The 26,281-nt window shown below is 36.7% G+C and carries 25 protein-coding genes and 1 other annotated feature; of the genes, 23 read left to right on the top strand and 2 right to left on the bottom strand.

Features of this window, described 5'->3' with window-relative positions; genetic code table 11:
• The first annotated feature begins 167 nt into the window (after nucleotides 1-167).
• From CD003_RS12520 to yajC, 7 genes are all read left to right on the top strand, one after another.
• A complete protein-coding gene (locus CD003_RS12520) occupies nucleotides 168-749 on the top strand; it encodes an intercompartmental signaling factor BofC (RefSeq protein WP_096201437.1) in 582 nt (193 codons plus the stop codon).
• A 328-nt stretch (nucleotides 750-1,077) separates the two neighbouring features.
• Complete coding sequence (ruvA, locus tag CD003_RS12515; RefSeq protein ID WP_096201436.1) at nucleotides 1,078-1,692, top strand: Holliday junction branch migration protein RuvA; 615 nt, start codon at nucleotides 1,078-1,080, stop codon at nucleotides 1,690-1,692.
• Nucleotides 1,693-1,707: 15 nt separating this feature from the next.
• Entirely contained in the window at nucleotides 1,708-2,709 is a 1,002-nt protein-coding gene (gene ruvB, locus CD003_RS12510; protein WP_096201435.1) for a Holliday junction branch migration DNA helicase RuvB, read from the top strand.
• The gene (locus CD003_RS12505) at nucleotides 2,706-2,924 is read left to right on the top strand and encodes a DUF2905 domain-containing protein (protein WP_096201434.1); all 219 of its coding nucleotides are present in this window, start codon (nucleotides 2,706-2,708) and stop codon (nucleotides 2,922-2,924) included. The genes ruvB and CD003_RS12505 overlap by 4 nt, the downstream gene beginning before the upstream one ends.
• 165 nt (nucleotides 2,925-3,089) lie before the next feature.
• Complete coding sequence (gene queA, locus CD003_RS12500; protein ID WP_096201433.1) at nucleotides 3,090-4,136, top strand: tRNA preQ1(34) S-adenosylmethionine ribosyltransferase-isomerase QueA; 1,047 nt, start codon at nucleotides 3,090-3,092, stop codon at nucleotides 4,134-4,136.
• Nucleotides 4,133-5,275 carry a tRNA guanosine(34) transglycosylase Tgt gene (gene tgt / locus CD003_RS12495; RefSeq protein WP_096201432.1) on the top strand — a complete coding sequence of 381 codons (1,143 nt, stop codon included), beginning with the start codon at nucleotides 4,133-4,135 and terminating at the stop codon, nucleotides 5,273-5,275. Before queA ends, tgt begins: the two co-directional genes overlap by 4 nt.
• Nucleotides 5,276-5,408: 133 nt before the next feature.
• A complete protein-coding gene (gene yajC / locus CD003_RS12490; RefSeq protein ID WP_096201431.1) occupies nucleotides 5,409-5,672 on the top strand; it encodes a preprotein translocase subunit YajC in 264 nt (87 codons plus the stop codon).
• Between the two features lie 51 nt (nucleotides 5,673-5,723).
• On the opposite strand, the gene CD003_RS12485 is transcribed toward yajC, so the two are convergent.
• Complete coding sequence (locus CD003_RS12485; RefSeq protein WP_257008307.1) at nucleotides 5,724-6,098, bottom strand: TIGR04086 family membrane protein; 375 nt, start codon at nucleotides 6,096-6,098, stop codon at nucleotides 5,724-5,726.
• Between the two features lie 188 nt (nucleotides 6,099-6,286).
• Here CD003_RS12485 and CD003_RS12480 point away from each other — a divergent pair, with 188 nt between their 5' ends.
• From CD003_RS12480 to CD003_RS12470, 3 genes are all read left to right on the top strand, one after another.
• Nucleotides 6,287-7,576: an ArsB/NhaD family transporter gene (locus tag CD003_RS12480; protein ID WP_096201430.1), complete on the top strand. Its 1,290-nt coding sequence runs from the start codon at nucleotides 6,287-6,289 to the stop codon at nucleotides 7,574-7,576.
• A 148-nt stretch (nucleotides 7,577-7,724) separates the two neighbouring features.
• Entirely contained in the window at nucleotides 7,725-8,375 is a 651-nt protein-coding gene (locus CD003_RS12475) for a DUF421 domain-containing protein (protein WP_096201429.1), read from the top strand.
• A 95-nt stretch (nucleotides 8,376-8,470) separates the two neighbouring features.
• The gene (locus CD003_RS12470) at nucleotides 8,471-8,842 is read left to right on the top strand and encodes a hypothetical protein (protein WP_179295537.1); all 372 of its coding nucleotides are present in this window, start codon (nucleotides 8,471-8,473) and stop codon (nucleotides 8,840-8,842) included.
• A 253-nt stretch (nucleotides 8,843-9,095) separates the two neighbouring features.
• On the opposite strand, the gene spoVB is transcribed toward CD003_RS12470, so the two are convergent.
• Nucleotides 9,096-10,661 (bottom strand): stage V sporulation protein B, encoded by a 1,566-nt coding sequence (gene spoVB / locus CD003_RS12465; RefSeq protein WP_096201427.1) that lies wholly within the window; start codon nucleotides 10,659-10,661, stop codon nucleotides 9,096-9,098.
• A 249-nt stretch (nucleotides 10,662-10,910) separates the two neighbouring features.
• Between spoVB and CD003_RS12460 the strand changes: the two genes are divergently transcribed.
• The 13 genes from CD003_RS12460 (at nucleotide 10,911) to aspS (ending at nucleotide 26,258) form a co-directional block, all read left to right on the top strand.
• On the top strand, nucleotides 10,911-11,726 hold the full coding sequence (locus CD003_RS12460; protein ID WP_096201426.1) for a DUF368 domain-containing protein: 816 nt from the start codon (nucleotides 10,911-10,913) through the stop codon (nucleotides 11,724-11,726).
• A gap of 225 nt (nucleotides 11,727-11,951) precedes the next feature.
• Nucleotides 11,952-12,254: a post-transcriptional regulator gene (locus tag CD003_RS12455; protein ID WP_096201425.1), complete on the top strand. Its 303-nt coding sequence runs from the start codon at nucleotides 11,952-11,954 to the stop codon at nucleotides 12,252-12,254.
• Between the two features lie 104 nt (nucleotides 12,255-12,358).
• Nucleotides 12,359-13,657 carry a protein translocase subunit SecD gene (gene secD / locus CD003_RS12450; protein WP_096201424.1) on the top strand — a complete coding sequence of 433 codons (1,299 nt, stop codon included), beginning with the start codon at nucleotides 12,359-12,361 and terminating at the stop codon, nucleotides 13,655-13,657.
• Entirely contained in the window at nucleotides 13,647-14,585 is a 939-nt protein-coding gene (secF, locus tag CD003_RS12445) for a protein translocase subunit SecF (RefSeq protein ID WP_096201423.1), read from the top strand. The genes secD and secF overlap by 11 nt, the downstream gene beginning before the upstream one ends.
• 293 nt (nucleotides 14,586-14,878) lie before the next feature.
• Nucleotides 14,879-15,793, top strand: a complete 915-nt coding sequence (locus tag CD003_RS12440) for a cation diffusion facilitator family transporter (protein WP_179295536.1) — start codon at nucleotides 14,879-14,881, stop codon at nucleotides 15,791-15,793.
• A gap of 33 nt (nucleotides 15,794-15,826) precedes the next feature.
• Nucleotides 15,827-16,180: a LapA family protein gene (locus tag CD003_RS12435; RefSeq protein WP_096201422.1), complete on the top strand. Its 354-nt coding sequence runs from the start codon at nucleotides 15,827-15,829 to the stop codon at nucleotides 16,178-16,180.
• A 77-nt stretch (nucleotides 16,181-16,257) separates the two neighbouring features.
• Entirely contained in the window at nucleotides 16,258-18,609 is a 2,352-nt protein-coding gene (gene recJ / locus CD003_RS12430) for a single-stranded-DNA-specific exonuclease RecJ (RefSeq protein ID WP_096201421.1), read from the top strand.
• A 4-nt stretch (nucleotides 18,610-18,613) separates the two neighbouring features.
• A complete protein-coding gene (locus tag CD003_RS12425; protein WP_096201420.1) occupies nucleotides 18,614-19,126 on the top strand; it encodes an adenine phosphoribosyltransferase in 513 nt (170 codons plus the stop codon).
• A 380-nt stretch (nucleotides 19,127-19,506) separates the two neighbouring features.
• Nucleotides 19,507-21,693 carry a RelA/SpoT family protein gene (locus CD003_RS12420; RefSeq protein WP_096201419.1) on the top strand — a complete coding sequence of 729 codons (2,187 nt, stop codon included), beginning with the start codon at nucleotides 19,507-19,509 and terminating at the stop codon, nucleotides 21,691-21,693.
• A 265-nt stretch (nucleotides 21,694-21,958) separates the two neighbouring features.
• Entirely contained in the window at nucleotides 21,959-22,399 is a 441-nt protein-coding gene (gene dtd, locus CD003_RS12415) for a D-aminoacyl-tRNA deacylase (protein WP_096201418.1), read from the top strand.
• A gap of 119 nt (nucleotides 22,400-22,518) precedes the next feature.
• Complete coding sequence (locus CD003_RS21890) at nucleotides 22,519-22,695, top strand: hypothetical protein (RefSeq protein WP_179295535.1); 177 nt, start codon at nucleotides 22,519-22,521, stop codon at nucleotides 22,693-22,695.
• A 94-nt stretch (nucleotides 22,696-22,789) separates the two neighbouring features.
• Nucleotides 22,790-23,021, top strand: a binding site (T-box leader).
• Between the two features lie 163 nt (nucleotides 23,022-23,184).
• Nucleotides 23,185-24,462 carry a histidine--tRNA ligase gene (gene hisS, locus CD003_RS12410; protein WP_096201417.1) on the top strand — a complete coding sequence of 426 codons (1,278 nt, stop codon included), beginning with the start codon at nucleotides 23,185-23,187 and terminating at the stop codon, nucleotides 24,460-24,462.
• 5 nt (nucleotides 24,463-24,467) lie between these two features.
• On the top strand, nucleotides 24,468-26,258 hold the full coding sequence (aspS, locus tag CD003_RS12405) for an aspartate--tRNA ligase (RefSeq protein ID WP_096201416.1): 1,791 nt from the start codon (nucleotides 24,468-24,470) through the stop codon (nucleotides 26,256-26,258).
• Nucleotides 26,259-26,281 lie beyond the last annotated feature (23 nt).

The raw sequence follows: 26,281 nt of genomic DNA, 5'->3' as shown, positions 1-26,281 counted from the left end.
CATTCCTCTGCTCTTTATTTATATTACTTATTTACATATAAGAATAGGATTATTATACCAATAAACATAAATTTGAATTGATTTTGAAAATATCTGGATAAAAGTTAATATTTATGGAAAGGGTAAATATATGAATAGAACTTATTTTATTACTGGTGGTGATTTTGATGAAAATTCGCCAATTAGGACAAAAGTTTAAGAAGGTTCAAGTATTAGTATTACTGTTTATTCTCATTAGTACAGTGTCTATTACATTCCTTTCTACACAGTATCATAGTGCAGAGCCTATTGAGTCGAAGGAAATGGTAAATGAAAAGCAGGAAGCGTTTGAAGTGATGGGTCCGAAAACTGTGGAGGTTGTGTTAAAAAGAATCTACTTAGATGGAGAAATTAGTGAGGAAAGACTTTTTGAAACAATCTGGTCAATGGAAGATTTCTGGGCATATTATGAAGGCTGGGATTTAATTGATCAAAATGAACAACAAGTTTTATTTCAACAAAAAGTAGATGATATTTCACCTTTACTTAAGTTTAATGGGTATTTTGGTATTTCTGATGATGGCTTTTTGAAAATTTATGAAGGAAAGCCTGGAGGAGAAAAGGTTATACAATCATTTTTCCAAATTAATACTAAGAAATTGAAAAGTCAGCAGCAAACTGAATTAGTTGAAGGAATTCCAGTAATGTCTAGAGAAAATTATCAAGAAGTTATTAGTGCATTAAAAAAATATGCGATATCGGAAATGTAGAACAAAAGTGAACGGTATTGTCAAGGCTGCTGAAAAAGTGCGACTTTTACACTTTTTCAGCAGCCTTTTTAAGTAATAAGCGAAGCCGTTGCATCTCTCAAAGCAAGCGCGCAACGTGCGAGCCATTACTGCTTCCTGCCCCCACTATATTAGACCTTTTCAGCAGTCACGTATTGTCCGTTCACTTTTTTTATTTAAGTATTACTATCTTTTTTACATTCAAAGTAGTAATTAGCGATTGGTAATTAAGTTTATGATATGATAGTTAGTGAAGATTTCCCATCATACGGGTTATCGTTTATGTACAGTTGAAAGGGAGCGAGCATGCTTGATTGATTTTATTAGGGGAAAATTAGTTTCTGTTGAAACTCAATATATTGTGATTGAAACTCATGGGATTGGATATCAATTGCATTGTCCAAATCCTTTTGTCTTTCAAAAATATTTAGATGAAGAAGTTCAGGTGTATAGCTATCACTATGTTAGAGAGGATGTCATTCGTCTGTACGGCTTCAAAACAAAAAAGGAACGCTCAATGTTTGAAAAGTTGTTAAACGTATCTGGAATTGGCCCAAAGGGGGCATTAGCGATTCTAGCATCTGGTCAGCCTGAACAGTTAGTTACGGCAATTGAGGAAGAAAATGAGAAGTTCCTTGTGAAATTTCCAGGTGTAGGTAAGAAAACAGCAAGACAGATTATTCTAGATTTGAAAGGAAAGCTTGACGAATTTGTTCCTACGTTATTTGATGAGCTTACAGAAGAAGCACCGATAAAGCAAACTGGTTCAGCGTATTCCCATGAATTAGATGAAGCAATTGAAGCACTTAAGGCTCTTGGGTATGTCGATAGGGAACTTAAGAAGGTTATTCCAAAGCTTGCAGAGGAACAATTGCCTACAGACCAATACATAAAAAAGGCATTACAATTACTATTAACTCATTAATGAGGGAGGTGTATCATGGAAGAACGAATGATATCTGCAGAAGCACATCCTGATGAGGAATCACTTGAGCTTAGTATTCGTCCTCAGGACTTACAACAATACATTGGTCAAGAAAAGGTAAAAGAGAATTTAAAAGTATTTATTGGAGCTGCCAAGCTGAGAGAAGAATCGTTAGACCACGTTCTTCTTTATGGTCCTCCTGGGTTAGGTAAGACAACACTTTCGCAAATTATCGCAAATGAAATGGGTGTACAAATGAGAACAACATCTGGTCCAGCAATTGAGAGACCAGGTGATTTAGCTGCCATTTTAACCGCATTAGAGCCAGGCGATGTTCTGTTTATTGATGAAATTCATCGTTTAAATCGAATGGTAGAAGAAGTTCTTTACCCAGCAATGGAGGATTTTTGCTTAGATATTGTTATAGGAAAAGGACCAACAGCTAGGTCTGTACGACTTGATTTGCCTCCATTTACATTAGTAGGTGCCACAACTAGAGCTGGGTTGTTGACAGCACCTCTTCGGGATAGGTTCGGTATCTTATCTCGTCTTGAATATTATACAGAGGATGAGTTATCTGTCATTGTGAAGCGTACTGCAGAGATTTTTAACGTTGAGATTGAAAAGCAAGCAACACTAGAAGTAGCAAGACGCTCAAGGGGAACTCCTAGAATTGCAAACCGTTTGTTACGAAGGGTTCGAGATTTTGCTCAAGTACAAGGAGATGGAACAATTTCATCTGAATTAGCTCATAGTGCTTTAGAGAAACTACAAGTAGATCGTCTTGGGCTGGATCATATCGATCATAAATTGCTCATGGGGATTATAGAAAGGTTCCGTGGAGGACCAGTTGGGTTAGATACAATCGCAGCTTCCATCGGTGAAGAATCTGAGACAATAGAAGAGGTGTACGAGCCTTATTTGCTTCAGATTGGATTTATTCAGAGAACACCAAGGGGAAGAATTGTTACCCCGGCTGTCTATCATCATTTTCAAATTGAGGTGCCTAATCAATGAGTAGCATACCAAAAATCTTTATTACAGTAGGAATACTTCTTATCGTAATTGGACTTTTATGGCAAGTGGGAGGGAAATACTTATCACTTGGAAAGCTACCTGGGGATATTATTATCAAAAAGGAACATTCAACATTTTATTTTCCGATTGTTACGTCAATAATTATTAGTGTTATTTTGTCATTACTATTTTTTATTATTGGTCGTTTTCGCTGAAGAATTAGACGAAATTCTTCAAAGTAAGGTAAACAGTTATTGTTTTACCTATAGATAATAAATGAAATAGAATGATATAACGATTTAATCCTTGTCAGCATAGTCATGTTTTTGTATGCTAGATTAGATTGAGCAAAAATCAATAATGAAAAGGTGAACAATTTAATGGATGTAAATGAATTTGACTTTCATCTTCCTGAAGAATTAATTGCTCAGACTCCGCTTAAAGAGAGAGCAGCTTCTAGACTTTTAGTATTAGATAAAGAAACTGGTGAAATAAAGGATGACCAGTTTAAACATATTTTGGACTATATAAATAAAGGTGATTGTTTAGTACTTAATGATACAAGAGTATTACCTGCTAGGCTTTACGGTCAGAAATCTGATACAAATGCAAATATTGAATTACTTCTGTTGAAGCAAATAGAGGGAGACAAGTGGGAAACGTTAGTTAAGCCTGCTAAAAGAGTGAAGGTTGGAACGGAAATTACGTTTGGCAATGGTGAGTTAACGGGACGATGTATCTCAGAAAAAGACCACGGTGGGCGAATTATTGAATTTGACTTTACAGGTGTATTCCATGAGGTACTAGATAGGTTGGGAGAAATGCCACTACCACCTTATATTAAGGAACAATTAGATGATAAGGAAAGATATCAAACCGTCTTTGCAAAGCATCGTGGCTCAGCGGCAGCTCCGACTGCAGGTTTACACTTTACAGAAGAACTATTAAAGAAAATTGCTGATAAAGGTGCTCATATTGCTTTTATTACATTACATGTTGGTTTAGGAACGTTTCGACCTGTAAGTGTGGATAAAATTGAAGAACATGAGATGCACGCAGAGTTTTATCAGTTAACAGAAGGAACTGCTGAACTGTTGAATCAGGTAAGAGATAGTGGAGGGAAGATTATCGGAGTTGGGACAACTTCAGCCCGTACACTTGAAACAATTGCTTCTGCTAACGATGGAAAGTTTGTACCTTCATCTGGTTGGACAGATATCTTTATTTATCCTGGTTATAAGTATAAAGGGATTGATTCACTAATTACGAATTTTCATTTACCGAAGTCTACTCTCGTTATGCTAGTAAGTGCTTTAGCTAGTAGAGACAATATAATAAATGCGTATGAACATGCAGTTAGAGAAAAGTATCGTTTCTTCAGTTTTGGCGATGCTATGTTCATTACAGAAGGAGGACTCGATAAATGACTGCAGCAGTAAGGTATGAGTTAATAAAAACATGTAAGCAATCAGGTGCAAGGTTAGGTAGACTTCATACCCCACACGGTGTAATAGAGACTCCGATTTTCATGCCTGTTGGTACATTAGCAACTGTAAAGACAATGAGCCCAGAAGAGTTAAAAGAAATTGGTTCACAAATTATTCTGAGTAACACATATCATTTATGGTTACGTCCAGGACATGATATTGTGAAAGAAGCAGGTGGTCTTCACAAATTTATGAACTGGGATAAACCTATTTTAACGGATTCTGGTGGTTTTCAGGTATTTAGTTTAAGTGCGTTGCGTAAGATTGAAGAAGAGGGTGTACATTTCAGAAATCATTTAAGTGGAGAAAAGCTTTTCTTAAGTCCTGAAGGGGCTATGGAGATTCAAAATGCCTTAGGTTCAGATATTATGATGGCATTTGATGAATGTCCGCCGTATCCTGCTGAATATGATTATATGAAAAGCTCTGTTGAACGGACAAGCCGATGGGCTGAACGTTGCTTAGAAGCCCACAGTAGAAAGGAAGACCAAGCTCTCTTTGGAATTGTTCAAGGTGGGGAGTACGAAGAACTACGAAAGCAAAGCGCGAAAGATTTAGTATCATTAGACTTTCCAGGCTATGCAATTGGTGGACTTTCAGTAGGGGAGCCTAAAGATGTGATGAACCGCGTGTTAGAATTTACGACACCGCTTCTTCCTGACAATAAAGCCCGTTATTTGATGGGAGTAGGATCACCAGATGCTCTTATTGATGGTGCAATTCGTGGTGTAGACATGTTTGATTGTGTATTACCTACGAGAATTGCTAGAAATGGGACATGTATGACAAGCTCTGGACGGTTAGTTGTTAGAAATGCAAAGTACGCACGTGATTTCAGGCCACTAGATGAAAAGTGTGATTGTCATGTATGTAAAAACTATACAAGAGCGTATATCCGTCACCTTGTTAAATGTGATGAAACATTCGGATTTAGATTAACCTCTTATCATAATCTTTATTTCTTGTTAAAATTAATGGAGCAAGTTAGGCAAGCAATAAGAGAAGACCGTTTGCTTGATTTTAAAGAAGAGTTCTTCGAGATGTATGGTTTGAATAAACCGAACCCTAAGAACTTTTAGCAATATGTTTACAGTCGTTACACACCATACTGAGGGTGTTGATTCCTAGTAAGGTGTGTAGCATGTAAGTAAATGCTAACTTCTTGAAAGCCTTTTCTACATATGATTTTATTCTAGAAAGGAGGGGAAAAGAATGGAAATGTTTGGTACTATTTTACCTTTGTTGCTAATGTTTGCGATTTTTTGGTTTCTACTAATTAGACCGCAACAAAAACGACAAAAAGCAATACGTCAAATGCACGAAGCTTTACAAAGAGGAGACAAAATCATTACAATCGGTGGAATGCATGGTACGATTGATTCAATTGACGAAGATACAATGGTTATCTTAGTTAATGACAATCGTAAACTAACTTTCGATCGTTCAGCAGTACGTGAAGTCGTTAATCCAGATTGATGTACATAAAAAACGCAGAACCTTATATAGGTACTGCGTTTTTTTCTGCTCTTATTTGCTAGCTAAGTTAACCCCAATTATTCCACCGAATGCTGCAGCTAGGATATATCCGCCATGGAACATGTATTGCTCTGGTGAGAATCCTGCATTATACCCTAAGTATTGTACAAGGAAAGTGATAAGTGTGAACAGAATCCCCGTTAATCCCCCAGCAAGCCAACCTTTTTCCTTTGCCTTTCCACCTGACATAACGCCACCAATAAATAATGATAGAAATGAAACAGCCATAATAATCCATGAAAAAGATGCTTCAGTAAAAGAACTAAACATTAGGATCAGAGAGACAACAAAGCTAAATGACAGTGCTATTGCTAAAACAGTGATGAGACCAAACATTACAGCAGGTAACATACCACGGTAAGTCAATATGAACTCCCCTTTCTATTAAATTCTATATAAGTTGTTACTAAAGCTTATTCGGGCTTGGACATGAATAGAATACTGATTTTCATGTTTTAAATGGATAAGCGTAACAAAATTTGTCCAGCTACTAACATGTTTAGGACATCCCTTTCATAAGATGGTAGAAATGGAAGGAGAGGAGACCCAAACATATGGAAGTTACTCTGGCCTTTATCATTTTTATAATCAGCTACATACTAATAATTAGCGAAAAGCTGAACCGTGCATTAGTTGCTTGCATTGGTGGTACTGCTATGCTTTTTGTTGGTGTATTTGATTTAGATACGGCCTTTTTTCAACATATTGATTGGCATACAATTACACTACTTTTGGCAATGATGATTTTAGTATCAATAACAAGTCAAAGTGGCTTTTTTGAATATATTGCTATAAATGTTGCCAAGAAAGTAAATGGTAAGCCTATTCCTCTCTTGCTCGTTATCTCTTTGTTAACGGCAGTAGGATCGGCTTTTTTGAACAATGTAACAACAGTTTTATTAATTGTTCCGATTGTCCTGACATTAACGAAATTGCTCAAAATGAACGCAATCCCATTTTTAATGTCGATTATTTTAGCAGCGAACATAGGTGGGACTGCCACATTAATTGGTGACCCACCTAACCTAATGATTGGGCAAGCAGTTGATCATTTAACATTTAATGATTTTTTAATTAATCTAGGTCCGCCCGTTTTAATTGTATTTATTGTTGTAATGGTAGGATTACTGTATTATTATCGAAATTCCTTAAAGGTAACAAAGGAAGACCAGGATAAGCTTTTTGCGTTAGACCCAAAATCATATTTAAAGAATAAAAATCTTCTCTTAAAATCACTAACAGTTTTAGTGCTAACAACGTTTGGTTTCATTATTCAACCTATTTTAAATGTAGAAATAACAAGTATTGCAATTGCAGGTGCTTTGCTTTTAATGTTACTTACTCATGACCAACAGGATGTGGAGGAAGTATTTCGTTCTGTGGAGTGGGTCACGTTGTTCTTCTTTGTTGGACTGTTTATGCTTGTTGGTGGTTTAAAAGAGGTAGGCTTAATTGATGAAATAGCGAAATCGATTATTTATTATACTGACGGTGACTTGCCAAAAACAGCTATATTTATTTTATGGGGGGCAGGTTTGTTATCAGGTTTTGTTGATAACATCCCATTTGTTGCTGCGATGATACCTGTTATTCTAGAGTTTCAAAATTATGGTATGACAAACTTGGACCCTCTATGGTGGGCGCTAGCATTAGGTGCATGCTTAGGAGGTAATGGAACATTAATTGGAGCAACTGCAAATGTGATAGTCGCAGGGTTAGCGATGAAAGCTAAGCAGGGATTCAGTTATCTTGAGTTCTTAAAGATAGGGTTTCCGGTTGCTATTGTTTCTTTTATCATTTCTACGGTTTATTTATATTTTCGATACTTAATACATTTTCATTAATATTATCACTGTCCCAAAGCTATTAGCTTCGGGGCATTTTTCTGTTTGTTACCAAATGCTTCAATTAATGAATGTTCTTATCTAGGTCATACTAGTAATTGATGATAAGTGTACAGTTATAGGTAATAAATAGGGGGCGAAGAAAAAGATGGAGTATTCGACGATTATATTACGGACAATCTTAATTTATTTCATCATTCTTTTTGTTCTTCGCTTTATGGGTAAGCGAGAGATTGGAGAACTTACAGTGTTAGACTTTGTTGTATCGATTATGATAGCTGAGTTAGCCGTTGTTTCAATTGAAGATACTCGTATCCCAATGTTACATACAATTGTTCCAATCGTTGTATTATCAGTTATTCAAATCTGTCTTGCCTTCGTATCGTTAAAGAGTGAAAAGCTACGTAAATTAGTTGATGGCAAGCCCTCTGTGATAATTAGTCAAGGTAAAATTGATGAACATGAAATGCGTAAACAGCGTTATAATTTCGACGATTTATTAATTCAATTACGTCAAAATAAAATTAGTAAAGTTTCAGATGTTGAATTTGCTATTCTTGAACCATCTGGAGAATTATCCGTTATTGAAAAGAATAAGGATGGTAGTAAAAAGGAACTTCCAATGCCCCTTATTTTAGACGGACATATACAAAAAGAACATTTAGAAAAAATAAATCAAACAGAGCTTTGGTTACGCCAGGAATTAAGAAAGCTTGGCTATCGTGACGTTAAGAAAATTTCATATTGTGCTTATCATGACAACAATACTTTTTTTGTTGATATTAAGGATGAGGAGTAGGCACTAGCTTTTATTTTTGTTCTTCGTGACAAGTGTACAGTCAATCCTTCTTATACAGTAATAGGATGATTATGTATAAGAAAGGGGGTTTTCCTTTGAATCAATATTTTGATTTATGTCAACGTCACGTAGGGCAGGTAGTAAAAATACGAGAAAAAAGTGGTGTTGAACACTACGGTAAAATAGTAAATGTTGACCAGCAATACGTTTACCTTGAAACAAATAGTCATCGTAGGGAGTTTGGTGGCTATGGTTACGGATCTTTTGGACCTGGCTTTGGACCTGGTGTAGGCTATGGTGGTTTCGGTCACGGACACGGTCATGGTTATGGACATGGTGCTTATGGAGCTGGATATGGCCACCATGGGTACGGAGCAGGTTACGGTGGATTTGGTGGTGGATTTGGTGTACCAGTAGCTCTAGCGGCTATTGGTGGTTTTGCTTTAGGTAGCGCGTTCTTCTGGTAATATAACGACAGAAGGGATGCCTGATTATAGAGGGGACTGGAAAAGTGTGATTTTCACTTTTTCAGTCTCCTTAAAGTAATGCATGTAGCCGTTGCCTCTTTAAAAAAGCTTGCAACGAGTGGTTTCTCGCAGCAGACGCGCAACGTGCGGGCCGTTACCGCTTCTTTTGAATCATCTATTTGGTACTTTTTCAGTGCCCTAGATTGATAGGGCATCCTACATAGCTTGTAAAAAACGTATAGTGTTAATTCCCTTATCTAACAAAATTAGCTAAGTAGTTTCCTATAAATGGAACACGTTGCATTTCGTCTTTCTTTATGAGAGAAAATAGTATGAGTAGTACACTATATAGGATTGTAACTATACTAATTGATAGTAATGTTTTGAATAACAGGCTCATGTTTAGGAAGGCAAATTCGTAAAGAATATAACCAACGACAGCAGTAATAGCCATAACTGATAATGCTTTTACTAAGTCCTTTACATGAAGTGTAAAGCTAATTGTTTTTACAATCGTTGCAAAATGTAGTAATGTCACGAGAACAAAACCAATTACAATGGCTAATGCTGCTCCCATAATTCCTAGTTCAGGTCTAGAAGCTAATACAAAGATAACAGCAATTTTGACAACTGCTCCAAATAAGCTATTCATCATGGCTGCTTTCGCTAAGTTCAATGCTTGTAGTGTCGCCTGAAGTGGACCTTGGAAGTATAAGAAAATACTAAAAGGTGCCATGACTTTCAAGTAGGTTGCTACAGTTGGTTCGTTATACATCAAATTCATGATTGGTATAGCAAATACATAAAGAATGACTACTGAGATACCACCAGATATTAAGGCGATTCTTAGAGCCTGACCGAGTCGATGATGAATAAGGCTATATTGTTTTTGTGCTGATGCTTCACTAATGGCAGGGACTAGTGAAACGGATAATGAATACGTAATGAAAGTCGGTAACATTAATAGTGGGATAGCTAACCCAGCAAGTTCACCATATTGACGAGTGGCGACAGCTGTTGCAACACCAGCTATTGCTAAGCTTTGTGCGACAACAATTGGTTCAAAGAAGAAGGCGATGGAACCAATCATACGACTCCCTGTTGTTGGTAATGCAATTGACATTAATTCACTGAACGTTTTCTTTCCGTTCTTCAAGTAGCTACCAAACCCACGTCGAATTTTAATTCGTTTTTTTGTTTTGAACATAAAGACCATGTAAATAAGTGAAGCAAGTTCACCAATAACTACTGAAATCATTGCTCCTGCTGCAGCATATTCCACACCATATGGTAGGAATGCACTTGTTAGAACAGCAACGAGTGTTATTCGAACTACTTGTTCGATGACTTGTGAAAATGCTGTAGGTTTCATGTTTTGACGACCTTGGAAATAACCCCTTAAAACAGATGATAATGCTACAATGGGAACGATTGGTGCAATTGCTATTAGAGGATAATACGCTCTTTCATCTGTTAACAAGGTAGAAGCAATGAAAGGGGCAAAGGCAATCATACCAACTGTGAAGATCAGGCTAAGTATTCCTGTAATAGTTAGAGAGACAATAAGTATTCGCTTAATCTTTCTTCGATCAGAAACGGCTTCTGCTTCAGCAACTAGTTTTGATATTGCAACTGGTAACCCAAGTTGTGTAATAGCGATAACTAGCAATAAGGTAGGAACTGCCATCGTGTAGAGGCCAACACCCTCAGCTCCCATAATACGTGCAACAACAATTTTATTTACAAATCCAAGGAAGCGCGTTATGAGTCCTGCGATGATAAGAATTAAAGTACCTTTAAGAAAGGTTTGTTTTGACATGGACGCCCCTACTTTCTAAAAAAATAATGGATATTTTCCACAATTATTTATATGCTTAGTAGGGGGTCAAGCATGACAAGTTGTTTTATCATAATCGAAAAAAGCGTATTTACTTTATTCGATTATGATAAGCTATGAGTGGGTTTCTCAGAACGTACACGCAGTATGAGGAGCGATTGCTAGAAATCCATAGATACCAATAACAAGTATATATAGTCAATTAAAACAAAAATCAAAAGGAGACCGACTATGTTTGAATGGAAAAATATATTTCGAGGAATGATGATTGGTGCAAGTGATTTAGTTCCTGGTGTCAGTGGAGGAACGATTGGAGTTATTCTCGGAATTTATGATCGTTTAATAGAAGCAATTAGTGGCTTTTTTAGCCGTGACTGGAAGAAACATCTTGGATTTTTAATTCCATTAGGGATTGGTGCTGTTCTTGCCATTTTTCTTTTAAGTCATGTTATTAAATGGCTATTAGAATATTATCCACAACCGACTTATTTCTTTTTTCTCGGACTTATAGCAGGTATATTACCCTATTTATTTAGAAAGATAGACTATAAAACTAACTTTAAAGCAACACATTATGTAGTGTTAGTAATCGCAATTATTGCAATAGCTTCTACAGGTTTATTACGTGATGGAGTTGAGCCACCACTAATTGAATCAATTAACGCTACTACTGGTATTACATTATTCCTTTCTGGCTGGGCAGCTAGTATGGCAATGCTTCTGCCAGGGATTAGTGGTTCTTTTGTTCTTCTATTACTTGGTGCATATGCCACCGTTATTAATGCGTTAGCTACTATTAACATACCAATTATCTTAGTAGTAGGAATGGGGATTATGGTAGGTTTCATTGTTAGTAGTAAAATCATTCGCGTGTTACTAAGTACAATGCCAGTGTTTACGTATGCTTTAATTATTGGAATGGTTATCGGTTCAGTATTTGTTATCTTCCCAGGAATTGAAAGTAATATCTTATTATTAGTGATTAGTATTTTAACTTTTATCGTTGGTTTCTATTTTGCTTCACTTGTTGGAAAGCGCGAAATGTAAAAAGCAGGGGAAAAGAGTCATTTCTCTTTTTCCCTGCTTTTTTTGATGCTATCATGGGATTGTTTTCCACACAGCTACCATCATTGAGGTATTTTTTTACTTATATGTGGATTGAAGAAGCCGTTTTTATGAAGATTCCGTGGAGTTTACATTCATACAAAAGTCACCTGTGGAAGTTTCCGCCTTTGAAGTTTATAATAGAGTGATTGAGAGGAGAGATATTTAATGACGGGGAAGCAGCAATTTGAAGTATGGCGTGAAGATGTATATCCTGCTTTAGCTAGTAAAGTAGATGAATTTCAAATGCTAGGCTACGATAAAACAGACTGTAATCAGGTGTGGGATTGCGTTCTCTATAAATTGCGAAAGAAGAAGGAATTTATTCATATTCATGAATTTGTAAGTGTTATCTTGACATTACGAGTAAGTGATTATATGAACTGGCTAACTATTGCTGCTTATACGGCGGGTGATTGGTTCTCGAATGAGGAAAATTCCTTAGAAGAATTGGCAAACGATATTAAATGAATCTTCCGAAAGTTCAAATGTAAATTGACAGGAAAAAACATTAATCGCTATAATTGAAATATTGTGGACAAGCATAGGCACGGTTAAGGAGGAATAAGAAAGTCATGGTGAAAAAAGGTCGTTTATTTGCTTTTTTCCTAATCGTCATTCTATTAGCAGCGTTAATTGGACAAACTGCTATGGGTGTAGCAAAGGAAATAAAGCTAGGATTAGACCTTCAGGGTGGGTTTGAGATACTGTATGAAGTAAAACCCGCTGAAGAAGGAGACGTTATTGATAATGAAGTCTTAAATGCAACAGTAAGTGCATTAAACCAGCGTGTAAACGTATTAGGTGTATCGGAGCCTTACATATCAATCGAGGGAACAGACCGAATTAGAGTACAGTTAGCTGGTGTTGAAGACCAACAAACGGCTCGTGACCTGTTAGCTACAGAAGCTAATTTATCGTTCCGTGATGTTGATGATAACTTAATGTTAGATGGTGCGGATTTACAAGAAGGTGGACAACGTTCTTCATTTGATGAGTACAATAATCCACTTGTTGCTTTAACGTTAAAGGATGCGCGTCAATTTGCAGATGTTACGAGGGATATCTCTCAACGTGGAGAAGGTGACAACCTTCTTGTTATCTGGCTTGACTATGAAGAGGGAGATTCCTTTAGAGAAGAAATGATGAAGGAAAATCCTAAGTTTCTATCAGCACCACGTGTAAGAGAAACGCTAAATACACGTAATGTTGTTATTGAAGGAAACTTTACTGTAGAGGAAACTAGGTTCCTAGCTGAAGTATTAAATGCTGGTGCACTACCTGTACAGCTTGAAGAAATGTATTCGAACTCTGTAGGGGCTGCTTTAGGTGAGCAGGCTATGGAGAAAACTGTATACGCTGGTTTTATTGGAGTAGCTTTAATTTTCCTTTACATGCTATTTTACTACCGATTCATGGGTGTCATTGCAGTTATCACCCTATCAGCGTACATTTATATTGTATTAGTCGTATTTAATTGGATGAATGCAGTATTAACACTACCGGGTATTGCTGCCCTTATTTTAGGGGTTGGTATGGCAGTGGATGCGAATATTATTACTTATGAGCGTGTGAAAGAAGAAATCCGTTCAGGTAAATCAATTATGTCAGCATTTAAAGCGGGTAGTCGTCGTTCCCTTTCAACGATTTTAGATGCGAATATTACAACGATACTTGCTGCAAGTGTACTATTCTATTATGGGACGAGCTCAGTACAAGGGTTTGCGGTAATGCTTATTGTCAGTATTTTAACAAGCTTCTTAACGGCGGTTTATGGCTCAAGGTTACTATTAGGCTTATGGGTGAACAGTCGTATCTTTAATAAGAAGCCTCGTGTATTTGGTGTAAAGGAGAGTGAAATAGATGAGCTTTAATTTTAAAAATAAGAACATAGACTTTGTTAAGCATCGTAAAAAGTTTTTCATGTTCTCTGCTATTTTCACTCTTTTAGGTATTATTTTGTTATCTACAGTCGGTTTGAATCTAGGAATTGACTTTGAAAGTGGTTCTAGGGTGGAAGTTATGTCACCTGAGCCATTAACGACAGAACAGGTCATAGAAGATTTTTCAGCAATTGGTGAGGGGTATACACCTGATGACATAACATTAGCAGGAGACCAAAGTCAATTAGGTTATGCTCGCTTTATCGGTGTGTTAAGTCCTGACCAAATCTCTGAGATACAAAGTTATTTCGTTGAAAAATATGGTGCTGAACCAAATATAAGTACTGTATCACCTACAGTCGGGACAGAGCTTGCGCGTAACGCATTAATTTCAGTTGCGATTGCTTCAGTGGGGATTATCATTTATGTAACGATTCGTTTTGAATTTTTATATGGTGTTGCGGCAATTGTTGCATTACTTCACGATGCGTTCTTTATCATTACGGTCTTTAGTATTGTTCAAATGGAGGTTAATGTTCCATTTATTGCAGCGGTCCTAACGATAGTCGGTTATTCGATAAATGACACGATTGTAACCTTTGACCGAATTAGGGAAAATGTAAAATTGTCTAAGAGGGTTAAGGATTTTAATGATTTGGCAGAAATTGTAAATAGAAGTTTAGTACAAACTTTAGCTCGCTCAATTAATACGGTTCTTACAGTAGTGTTTGCTGCGGCAGCAATTATGGTATTCGGTGGAGAAGCTATTCGTCCATTTGCCTTTGCATTGCTACTTGGTTTAATAGCTGGTACGTATTCTTCCTTGTTCTTAGCTTCTCAGCTTTGGCTTGTGTGGAAATCGAAACAGCTTGAAAAAAAGAAATTTAATGCTCAACCTCAAGCTGAGGGAGAGGCATAATATGAAACAGCTCCTCTAGAATAGATTAGAGGAGCTGTTTTTCTTTTGTGGTTTAGAAACTATAAAATACATTTATGTGGATAACCAAAGAAGAGCAATAGCTGCGCACACTACACGCTTAACACACAGTAATGGCTCCGCACATTGCATCAAACAAATACCGCTTTTGCGGTTTTGTTCTTAAGACCAATACATATAATAACGAGAATATTCCAATATGGCTCGGGTAATATAAAGTAGTAAAGGTGTTAGTGGTTAACATTTCAAATTTAATGAAATGGGGCTGAGGACTATTGGTTGAATTAGACGAAAAAGAAATACGCTATCGTAAAGTTCGTTTTGGTGCATGGGTTGGAATTATAGGTAATATTATTTTAGCTATTATCAAAGGTGTCATAGGCTTTATGTCTAATAGTAGAGCTCTTATAGCTGATGCGGTTCACTCTGCTTCTGATGTTGTAGGATCAGTTGCCGTGTTAATCGGTGTACGGGCAGCAAAAATGCCACCAGATGAGGATCACCCTTATGGTCACGGAAAGGCAGAGAATGTAACGGCAATTATTGTAGCAGTCATTTTATTTGTTGTTGGTTTTGAGATTGCTCTCAACGCCTTTAAATCTTTTTTTGAACCTATTTTAGTTCCAAAGGTTATTGCTATTTATGCAGTAATTTTTTCGATGATTGTGAAAGAATTAATGTTTCGTTATAAGTACAATTTGGGTAAAAGGTATAAAAGTGATGCGTTAATGACAGATGCTTGGCATCATCGATCTGATGTTTTTTCTTCTTTTGCAGCTCTTTTAGGTATTGGTGGAGCAGTAATTGGTGGTAGTATCGGAATACCATGGCTTGTCTATGCAGATCCTGTTGCTGGACTTTTTGTTGCAGTCTTAATTATGAAAATGGCTTATAAGCTTGGAAAAGATTCTATCCATAATACTCTTGACCATGTGATGCATGAAGAGGACACAATTGAGATGAAGAAAGTAGCAGCTTCAGTTGAAGGTGTATACAATGTCGATGAGTTTTTAGCACGTGAGCATGGGCATTATGTTATTATCGATATAAAAGTAGCTGTCGATCCAATGATAACTGTACAAGAAGGTCATTCAATAGGAAAACGTGTAAAGGAAAAGCTATTGGAAGAAAATTTAGTACAGGATGTTCGTGTACATATTAATCCTTACTTAGAGAAAAAAAGGGAATAAAAAATTTAGATGGGATAAGAGGAGGAACTGGCGATGAGAGGACAATGGGGATTGATTCTTGGAATAGTAGTAGCTTTAGTTATCGCTATTTTTGCCGTTATTAATGTTGAGCCTGTTCGTGTCAACTATATGTTTGGCGTTTCTGACTGGCCATTAATTTTAGTTATTTTAGGTTCAGTATTAATGGGTGGAATAATTGTTGGTGCTGTAGGAATGGTGAAGGTCTACCAGCTTCAACAGGAGATTAAGCGTTTGAAGAAGGGGTCAGCAGATAAAAAGGCTCATTCTAACTTAGATGATAACAATAAAACTGATAAGTCTTTAGCTAGTCAAACAAAAGCACCGATAGATACAAATAACAAAGAAGAAACAAAACCAAAAGAATAAAGAAAAAAAGGTAAAAATCGACCTTTGCTCACCCCGTTGGCCTTTAGTATAATAGATTGGTCAGGGGTGTTTTTATTATGCTAAAACCAAAAGCTAGATGGAGAGTTCAGCAATCGAATGAAGAAAAGGTTGTTGAATTAACAGAAGGATTACAATTGTCGCCACTTGTAGCTAAGTTGTTACTAAATCGTGGTATTAATTCAATAGAAGAAGCGAGAACATTTTTAGAAATTGAAAAAACAGGCTATCATGATCCATTTTTACTTGATGGAATGAAGGAAGCTGTAGAACGTATAGAACAAAGTATTGCTACTCAAGAGAAAATTTTAATTTTTGGTGATTACGATGCAGATGGAGTTAGTAGCACGTCTGTTTTAATTTATACAATGAAACAACTTGGAGCTGATTTTCAATATTATATTCCTAATCGATTTACGGAGGGGTATGGACCGAACGAACCAGCATTAAGGTGGGCAAAGGAAGAAGGCTTCAATCTTGTTGTCACTGTTGATACGGGTATTTCTGCTGTGCACGAAGCGTCAGTGGCAAAAGAAATTGGGCTAGATTTTATCGTAACTGATCACCATGAGGCACCTCCCGTTCTGCCAGATGCGTATGCGATTGTGAATCCGAAAAAGCCTAATTGTCCATACCCATTCAAAGGACTAGCTGGTGTTGGAGTGGCTTTTAAATTAGCTCATGCTTTATTAGGGAAGCCACCTGAAGAATTACTAGACATTGTGGCAATCGGTACAATTGCTGACCTTGTTCCATTAGTTGATGAAAATCGCTTATTTGCAAAAAAAGGGGTACAAGCTTTGCATCTTTCAACTAAGCCAGGTATACGTGCTTTGAAAAAGATTTGCGGAATTGATGGTCAACTGAATGAAGAGCATGTGGGCTTTGCAATCGGACCACGTATTAATGCAGCGGGTCGTTTAGATTCTGCTGATCCAGCTGTAGAGTTACTGACAACAGAGAGTATAGAGGAAGCAGAAGAAATAGCGGCTCTTATTGACGACTTAAATAAGAGCCGTCAAGGTCTAGTAAATAAAATGGCTGAAGAAGCAATCCAAGAAGTAGAAGAGTATTATCCACCTGACAAGAACAATGTGTTAATAATTGCAAAAGAAGGATGGAATGCTGGTGTTATCGGAATTGTTGCTTCAAGGCTTGTTGAGAGATATTATCGACCAACAATCGTTATGAGCATTGACAGTGAAAAAGGATTAGCTAAAGGCTCTGCTAGAAGTATTGAAGGCTTTGATATGTTTGAGAACCTTTCGGAAAGTAGGGATATTCTGCCTCATTTTGGAGGACATCCAATGGCTGCAGGCCTTACGATGAAGCTCGAACATATCGAAGAGCTACGTATAAGATTAAATCGCCAAGCAGATGAGAAGTTAACAGAAGAAGACTTTATTCCGATTCAAAAGGTCGATTTAGTGACACCAATCGAAGAGGTATCAATTGATGTTATTGAACAAATGGGCAAGCTAGCACCGTTTGGAGTAAGTAACCCAACACCTAAGGTTCTAATTGAAAAGGTTGGACTAAATCAAATAAGAAGAATCGGTAGCGATGAAAATCATTTAAAGGTGGCATTTGAACAGGATGGTTCATTATTAGATGGAATTGGATTTCACTTAGGATATTTGTTTGAAGAAGTGACTTCAATTGCTAAAGTGTCAGCAATTGGTAAACTATCAATCAATGAATGGAATGGACATTGTAAGCCACAGCTAATGATTGAAGATGTGGGTGTCGATGAGTGGCAGCTATTTGATTGGAGAAATGTTCAAAGGATACATGAGCGACTTGAGCTACTTCCAAAAGAAAAGAGAGTTATTATTGCTTTTCATGAAGAATCGATTGACCAGCTAATGCTTCAAGTATATAAAGATGAGATTCTTATTATTAATGGTGATGAAGGATATCCTAATTTAGACATAGAAGACCGTTATTTGGTATTATTAGATCTCCCAGATGCTGCAAGCGGTTTAGAGTCTTTACTAGAGTATGATAGAAAGCCTGAGCGTATATATACTGTTTTTTATCAAAATGAATCACATTTCTTTTCAACAGCGCCTACAAGGGAGAATTTTAAATGGTATTATGGGTTCTTAAAGAAGAAAGGGAGCTTTAATATAGACCAATTTGGACATCAATTGGCAAAACATAAAGGATGGTCCAAAAATACGGTCGATTTTATGACGAAGGTGTTTTTTGAATTAGATTTTGTTAGAATAGAGAATGGATTAATCACTCTAAATGAAAAGCCTGAGAAAAAAGATTTAGTTGACTCAAAAACATATCGTAGAAAATCAGAGCAATCTAACTTAGAAAATGAATTTGTATACTCATCCTACCAGCAACTTCAGCAATGGTTTGAGCGAGTGTTAACAAAGGAAAAAATCAAGGAGACGTGAACTAATGGATTTTAAAAATCATATTACAATTGTTGAGGACTATCCAAAAGAAGGAATTCTCTTTAAGGATATCTCAACACTTATGCAAGATGGTAAGGTATATAAGGCTGCTATTGACGAAATGGCACAATATGCGAAAAGCAAAAATGCTGATTTAATCGTTGGACCTGAAGCGCGTGGATTCGTAATTGGTTGTCCAATTGCTTATTCATTAGAAAAGGGCTTTATTCCTGTTCGTAAAGCAGGAAAGTTACCTCGTGAAGTATTAAGTGTTGATTACGGCTTAGAATACGGAAAAGACAGCTTAACAATGCATCGTGATGCAATTCAAAAAGGCCAGCGTGTTGTTATTGCTGATGATTTACTTGCAACGGGTGGAACAATTGAAGCAACGATAAAGATGGTTGAAGAATTAGGTGGAGAGGTAGTCGGTATTGCCTTTTTAATCGAGTTAACGTATTTAGATGGTCGTGAACGTCTGAAAGGCCATGACATTTTTTCATTAATGAAATACTAAAGTGTACGAGTAGTTGATAGAGGGCACTGAAAAAGGATATCGTATCTTTTTTCAGTGTCCTTCTTTTATAAGGTAAAGAAAGAGGTCCAAAATTTGGTTGGGAGCCTTTTAAAAGGAAAAGATAAATGATAATTATTCTATGAAAGCCCTTTCACTTGTTTTTATCGACATTTTCTGCCTATTCCCTTTACATCGATGCCAAACTTAACGATAATAGAAAGAAATATCTTAATGAGTTTGTGTAAAACTATGTACATCATAGTATTTCCGTTAGTTGATATTGTACAAGCTTCTCATGTTTATAATGAGTAAAAAAATATAGATAAATCTAATATAAAAGGGTAGTATGTACCTGATTAGAAAGTATAAAAGGTGATTCCATGACAGTTGAGCAAGTGTTAGAAAAAGCAAGTAAATATCTTTCTGACAAGGATTTAGCCTTTTTGGACAAAGCGTACAATTTTGCAGAAGAGGCTCATAGCGAACAATATCGCAAATCCGGTGAACCGTATATATTGCATCCAATTCAAGTAGCAGGAATTTTAGTCGAGCTTGAGATGGATCCAGATACTATTGCAGCTGCTTTTCTACATGATGTCGTAGAGGATACTGACATTACATTAGAGGAGATTAGTGATGCCTTTAATGCAGAAGTTGCGATGCTAGTTGATGGTGTAACAAAGCTAGGTAAGATTAAATACAAATCAAAAGAAGAACAACAGGCAGAGAATCATCGTAAAATGTTTGTCGCAATGGCGAAAGATATTCGAGTGATTTTAATTAAGTTAGCTGATCGCCTCCACAATATGAGAACGTTAAAGCATTTACCTCCAGAAAAGCAACGTAGAATTTCAAATGAAACATTAGAAATTTTTGCACCGCTTGCTCACCGACTAGGGATATCAACAATTAAATGGGAGCTTGAGGATACTGCTCTACGCTATTTAGATCCTCAACAATACTATCGAATTGTTAATTTAATGAAACGCAAGCGAACAGAACGAGAGCAATACATTCATGAAGTTATTTCAAAAATACAAAATAACTTATCCGATATCCTTGTAAATGCTGATATTTCAGGACGCCCAAAGCATATATACAGTATTTATAGAAAAATGGCTTTACAAAATAAGCAATTTAACGAGATCTATGATTTACTCGCTGTTCGAATTATTGTGAAGAACATTAAGGATTGCTATGCAGTTTTAGGTGTAATCCATACCTGCTGGAAGCCAATGCCAGGTCGTTTCAAGGATTATATTGCTATGCCAAAAGCCAATATGTACCAATCCCTTCATACAACGGTTATTGGTCCAAATGGTGATCCTCTTGAAGTGCAAATTCGTTCAGAAGAAATGCATAGAATTGCAGAATACGGGGTTGCAGCTCATTGGGCATATAAAGAGGGAAAAGAAGTTGCTAATGATAAGAAGTCATTAGAAGACAAGCTTACTTGGTTCCGAGAAATAATTGAATGGCAAAATGATGCTAACGATGCTCAAGAGTTTATGGAATCATTAAAAATTGATTTATTCTCTGACATGGTATTCGTTTTTACTCCAAAAGGAGATGTAATTGAGTTACCTAGAGGATCAGTACCTTTAGATTTCGCTTATCGAATTCACTCTGAAATTGGGAATAGATGTATTGGGGCAAAGGTAAATGGAAAGATGGTTCCTCTCGATCATCAGTTGAACACTGGTGATATCATTGAGGTATTAACATCTAAGCATTCATATGGTCCGAGTCAAGATTGGTTAAAAATTACGCAAAGTTCTCATGCAAAAAATAAAATCAGACAATGGTTTAAAAAAGAGCGTCGAGAAGAAAACGTTGAAAAAGGAAGAGAAGCAGTTGAAAAGGAAGTAAAGGCACTAGGCTTCGATCCGAAAGAAATTATTACACCAGACAATGTTGATGAGGTTGCACACAAATTCAGTTTTGCTGGTGAAGAAGATATGTATGCAGCTGTAGGTTATAGCGGAATTAGTGCAAAACAGCTTGCTACACGATTAACTGAAAAGTTTAGAAAGCAAAATGAGTCAGAACAAGAAAATAAATCACTAGCTCAAGCTGTTGCAGAAATCCAAGCAATCGCGCCTAAAAAGAGAACGAGTACAGGTGTGAGAGTGAAAGGTGTCGACAATCTGCTAATTCGCCTATCTCGATGCTGTAATCCAGTTCCAGGTGACGAGATCGCAGGATATATTACAAAAGGGCGAGGAGTTTCTGTCCATCGTGCCGATTGTCCAAACCTTCAAACGGATGAAGCAAAAGACCGTCTTCTACCTGTAGAGTGGGAAGGGGATCATTTAGTTAGTAAGAGCTACAACGTGGATATCGAAATAACTGCCTTTGACCGAAGAGGTTTATTAAATGAAGTACTTCAGGCAGTAACAGAGTCAAAAACAAATATTAATGCAGTATCAGGTCGTTCAGACCATAGAAACAAGGTAGCATCAATTCATATGACAATTTCTATTCATAATATCGACCACCTTCATAAAGTGGTAGAGCGGATTAAGCAGCTTTCAGATATATATTCGGTAAGAAGGATTACTCATTGATTAATTATGAATTATGGGTTATGAGTTATGAATTTTTATGAATTGTTTAATGGTTAATGGTCAATTGAATTCAGAATTGCAAATTGCGAATTGAAAAGATGTTCTAGCTTTGCTAGAACGAGCGCTTGCTAATTTTTTGGCTGTTTACAGCCAAAAAATTAGCAATTAGCAATTAGCAATTAGCAATTAGCAATTAGCAATTAGCAATTAGCAATTAGCAATTAGCAATTAGCAATTAGCAATTAGCAATTAAGAGGTGTTTTTTGTGCGGGTTGTTTTACAGAGGGTTAAGCAGGCATCGGTTACTGTAGGAAACGATGTTGTTGGTAAAATAAATCATGGGTTAATGTTACTGGTTGGTATTACTCATGAGGATACAATTGAGCATATTAAGTATGTGGCAGATAAAGTTATCAATCTTCGTATTTTTGAGGATGAGGATGGGAAAATGAATCACTCTCTTCTTGATGTTGAGGGAGAAATACTATCTGTTTCACAATTTACTCTATATGGCGACTGTCGAAAAGGGAGAAGGCCGAACTTTATGTCAGCTGCCAAGCCTGAACAAGCAGAAAAGCTTTATGACCAGTTTAATACTCTCCTACGTGAGCAAGGAATTACCGTAGAAACAGGAAAATTTGGTGCAATGATGGATGTTTCACTTGTAAATCATGGACCTGTGTCGTTGATTGTGGAGAGTAAATAATAAAAGACATTTCTGAGTAGAGTAGTGTATAAATTATCAGACATTTTTTTAACATTTGAAAGAAATCTTATAAATTTGGGTAAGCTAGATCGTAATGTGATTAAGAAAGGAAGAGAGACATGCGATCCGGTTTTAGACAGCAGGCAGTTGGTAGTCAATCCCATCAATTATTCCACGTGAATTTTCATGAATTTATTGAGCAAGAAAATCAAAAGACAAGCTTAGAAATGGCTGATGAATTTGGTTTATCTTTACGTGAAGTAAAGCAATTGAAGCAAAAGTTAGGTAGAAATTAATTTTTTATCAAAGTGCGTTACGACTGTTATATTTTATCGAAATATATTGACAGTATGATTGAAGATTCGTATGATAGAAAACAAATGATGAAAAGTAAAACCGTTTGATAGGGAATAGTAATTAAGGAAACGCATGTTTAGAGAGGAAATGCCTTGGCTGTAAGCATTTCTACATTGCACTTAATGAATGAACACCCTGTAGGTCTTTTTCTGAAATGCAGTCATGCTCAGTAGGAAGAAGCGTAGTAGGCGTTAACTACTTGAAAGAGGAAGCTATTGATAGCTTCAATTAGGGTGGCACCACGGGTATAACTCTCGTCCCTGACTATGATCAGGGGTGGGAGTTTTTTTGTATTTAAAAACAATGATTAATTGCTATTGCGAATTGCAAATGGCAATTAGAAGATACCTGTTTTAAATTCGTAATTCATAATTCATAATTCATAATTCGCAATTCGTAATTGCACTTTGACGAAAGGGAGTTAACAGATGAAGATTCAAATACCACGGGGAACACAAGATATTTTACCTGGGGATGTAGAGTTATGGCAATACATAGAAAGAAAAGCGCGAGATTTGTGCAAACGATACAATTACAGTGAAATTCGTACGCCAATATTTGAGCATACAGAAGTGTTCCAACGAGGAGTTGGGGATACGACAGATATTGTTCAAAAAGAAATGTATACATTCACGGATAGAGGAGATAGAAGCTTAACATTGCGTCCAGAAGGTACAGCTTCTACTGTTCGTTCGTATGTAGAGAATAAGCTATTTGGTTCTCCAAGTCAGCCAATAAAACTCTACTATATTGGTCCTATGTTCCGCTATGAGCGCCCACAATCAGGACGTATGCGTCAATTTGTTCAATTTGGAATTGAAGCATTAGGAAGTAACGACCCTGCTATTGATGCAGAGGTTATTGCACTGGCGATGGAGTTTTATCGTGAATTAGGTTTAAGTAATTTAAAGCTTGTGATTAATAGCTTAGGTGATGATGAAAGTAGACAAGCTCATCGTAATGCATTAATTGACCACTTTAAGCCAAGAATTGGTGAGTTCTGCTCTGATTGTCAAAGTCGATTAGAAAAGAATCCACTTCGGATATTAGATTGTAAAAAGGACAGAGACCATGAATTAATGGGTACAGCTCCTTCCATCTTAAACTACTTAAATGAAGATTCAAAAGCATTTTTCTCTAAAGTACAAAAGTATTTAACGGATATGAATATTTCTTTTGAAGTTGATGCGACTCTTGTACGGGGACTAGATTATTACAATAATACTGCCTTTGAAATTATGATTGAAGGAGAAGGCTTTGGAGCGATTACAACCTTAAGTGGTGGTGGTCGTTATAATGGTCTTGCTGAAGAGCTAGGTGGACCAGAGACACCAGGAATCGGCTTTGCATTAAGTATTGAACGATTGCTAATGGCATTAAAAGCACAGAATGTTGAAATTCCAGTAGAACAAAGTATCGATTGTTATATTGTTGCAATGGGTGAAAGTGCAAAGGACCGAGCTGCTAGTTTACTATTTGAGCTTCGTCAAGCTGGTTTAACGGCGGAAAAGGATTACTTAGATAGAAAAGTTAAAGGTCAGTTCAAAGCTGCAGACCGTTTAAAAGCAAAGTACACAGCGGTCATTGGAGACGATGAATTAGCTGCAAATAAAATTAATGTGAAATCAATGGGAACGGGAGACAAAGAAGAAGTATCCCTTGACCAATTTGCTAACTATATGAAAGAAAAAGCCGAGGAGGAGTAAGTAAAATGATAGGAAGAACTCATAACTGTGGAGAAATTACGGAACAAACAATTGGGGAAAAGGTTCAGTTAAAAGGATGGGTACGAACACGTCGTGACTTAGGTCAAGTAATTTTCATTGACCTTCGTGATCGTTCAGGAATTGTACAGGTTGTATTCAGTCCTGAAATTTCTGAAGAGGCATTGAAAATCGCTGACCGTGTTCGTAGTGAGTACGTATTAGATGTTGAAGGAACAGTTGTAAAGCGTGACGATGAGACAATTAATGAAAAGATTCCAACAGGAACGGTAGAAGTTCATGTTAATAAAATTACAATTTTAAATGCTTCGAAAGCTCTTCCATTCCAAATTGAAGAAGGTACGGATGCTTCGGAAGATATTCGTTTAAGATACCGTTATTTAGATCTTCGCCGTCCAGACATGCAGGAAACTTTTATGCTACGTCATAAAACAACAAAAATGATTCGTGATTACTTAGATAACAATCGTTTCCTAGAGATTGAAACACCAATGCTAACAAAAAGTACACCAGAAGGAGCACGTGATTATTTAGTTCCAAGTCGTGTACACCATGGAGAGTTTTATGCATTGCCTCAATCACCACAACTATTTAAGCAGTTATTAATGGTTTCAGGCTTTGAGCGTTATTATCAAATTGTACGCTGTTTCCGTGATGAAGATTTACGTGCTGACCGTCAGCCTGAGTTCACTCAAGTCGATATCGAAACTTCTTTCATGGATAAAGAAGATTTAATTTCAATGATGGAAGAAATGATGGTAAATGTTTTAAAAGAAACAAAAGGTATAGATGTACAGCTTCCATTCCAACGTTTGACGTACGATGATGCGATGAACCGTTATGGCTCAGACAAGCCTGATACTCGTTTCGACATGGAGCTTGTGGAGCTCTCTGATATCGTCAAAGATAGTAACTTTAAAGTGTTTACTAGTGCCGTTGCAAACGGCGGAATTGTTAAAGGATTAAATGTAAAAGGTGTTGCAACGAAAATGTCTCGTAAAGAGATCGATGAGTTAGCAGACTTTGTTGCTATTTATGGAGCAAAAGGTTTAGCTTGGTTAAAAGTCGAAGAAGACGAGCTAAAAGGGCCAATTGCGAAGTTCTTTAACGAAGAAGAGACAGCTGCGATTCGCAAGGAGCTAAATGCCGAACCAGGAGATTTATTATTCTTCGGAGCTGATAAGAAGCAAGTTGTATGGGATAGCCTTGGAGCTCTTCGTTTGAAGTTTGGTAAAGAGCTAGGACTTATCGATAACAGCAAATTCAACTTCCTTTGGGTAGTAGACTTCCCACTTGTTGAATATGATGAAGACGGAAAACGTTATGTGGCACTACACCATCCGTTCACAAGTCCGAAAGTAGAAGACCTTGATTTACTAGATAAAGAACCAGGTAAAGTTCGTGCAGAAGCATATGACCTTGTTCTTAATGGTTATGAGCTTGGTGGAGGTTCACAACGTATTTATCAACGTGATGTACAAGAAAAAATGTTCTCTGCATTAGGATTTACTCCTGAAGAGGCAAAAGAGCAATTTGGATTCCTTCTAGATGCATTTGAATACGGTACACCTCCACATGGTGGGATTGCACTAGGTTTAGACCGTCTAATTATGTTACTAGCGGGAAAAACAAACTTACGTGATACAATTGCATTCCCTAAAACAGCAAGTGCTAGCTGCTTATTAACGAATGCACCAGGTGAAGTAAGTGAAGCTCAATTAAAAGAATTAAACTTATCAATTGTTCCAAGGAAAGAAGAGAAAAAAGTTAACGCATAATTGAAAAAATATTGACTTTCTAA

Origin of the sequence: Bacillus sp. FJAT-45350 (genome assembly GCF_002335805.1) — a bacterium.
GTDB lineage: Bacteria > Bacillota > Bacilli > Bacillales > NISU01 > FJAT-45350.
Note: the sequence above shows the minus strand (reverse complement) of the source record. Positions and strands in the feature narration are given on the sequence as shown.

Coding starts and splice junctions, on each gene's coding strand:
- CD003_RS12520 (WP_096201437.1), top strand. CDS start 168: ATGAAAATTCGCCAATTAGGACAAAAGTTTAAGAAGGTTCAAGTATTA.
- ruvB (WP_096201435.1), top strand. CDS start 1,708: ATGGAAGAACGAATGATATCTGCAGAAGCACATCCTGATGAGGAATCA.
- CD003_RS12505 (WP_096201434.1), top strand. CDS start 2,706: ATGAGTAGCATACCAAAAATCTTTATTACAGTAGGAATACTTCTTATC.
- queA (WP_096201433.1), top strand. CDS start 3,090: ATGGATGTAAATGAATTTGACTTTCATCTTCCTGAAGAATTAATTGCT.
- tgt (WP_096201432.1), top strand. CDS start 4,133: ATGACTGCAGCAGTAAGGTATGAGTTAATAAAAACATGTAAGCAATCA.
- yajC (WP_096201431.1), top strand. CDS start 5,409: ATGGAAATGTTTGGTACTATTTTACCTTTGTTGCTAATGTTTGCGATT.
- CD003_RS12480 (WP_096201430.1), top strand. CDS start 6,287: ATGGAAGTTACTCTGGCCTTTATCATTTTTATAATCAGCTACATACTA.
- CD003_RS12475 (WP_096201429.1), top strand. CDS start 7,725: ATGGAGTATTCGACGATTATATTACGGACAATCTTAATTTATTTCATC.
- spoVB (WP_096201427.1), bottom strand. CDS start 10,661: ATGTCAAAACAAACCTTTCTTAAAGGTACTTTAATTCTTATCATCGCA.
- CD003_RS12460 (WP_096201426.1), top strand. CDS start 10,911: ATGTTTGAATGGAAAAATATATTTCGAGGAATGATGATTGGTGCAAGT.
- CD003_RS12455 (WP_096201425.1), top strand. CDS start 11,952: ATGACGGGGAAGCAGCAATTTGAAGTATGGCGTGAAGATGTATATCCT.
- secD (WP_096201424.1), top strand. CDS start 12,359: ATGGTGAAAAAAGGTCGTTTATTTGCTTTTTTCCTAATCGTCATTCTA.
- secF (WP_096201423.1), top strand. CDS start 13,647: ATGAGCTTTAATTTTAAAAATAAGAACATAGACTTTGTTAAGCATCGT.
- CD003_RS12435 (WP_096201422.1), top strand. CDS start 15,827: ATGAGAGGACAATGGGGATTGATTCTTGGAATAGTAGTAGCTTTAGTT.
- recJ (WP_096201421.1), top strand. CDS start 16,258: ATGCTAAAACCAAAAGCTAGATGGAGAGTTCAGCAATCGAATGAAGAA.
- CD003_RS12425 (WP_096201420.1), top strand. CDS start 18,614: ATGGATTTTAAAAATCATATTACAATTGTTGAGGACTATCCAAAAGAA.
- CD003_RS12420 (WP_096201419.1), top strand. CDS start 19,507: ATGACAGTTGAGCAAGTGTTAGAAAAAGCAAGTAAATATCTTTCTGAC.
- CD003_RS21890 (WP_179295535.1), top strand. CDS start 22,519: ATGCGATCCGGTTTTAGACAGCAGGCAGTTGGTAGTCAATCCCATCAA.
- hisS (WP_096201417.1), top strand. CDS start 23,185: ATGAAGATTCAAATACCACGGGGAACACAAGATATTTTACCTGGGGAT.
- aspS (WP_096201416.1), top strand. CDS start 24,468: ATGATAGGAAGAACTCATAACTGTGGAGAAATTACGGAACAAACAATT.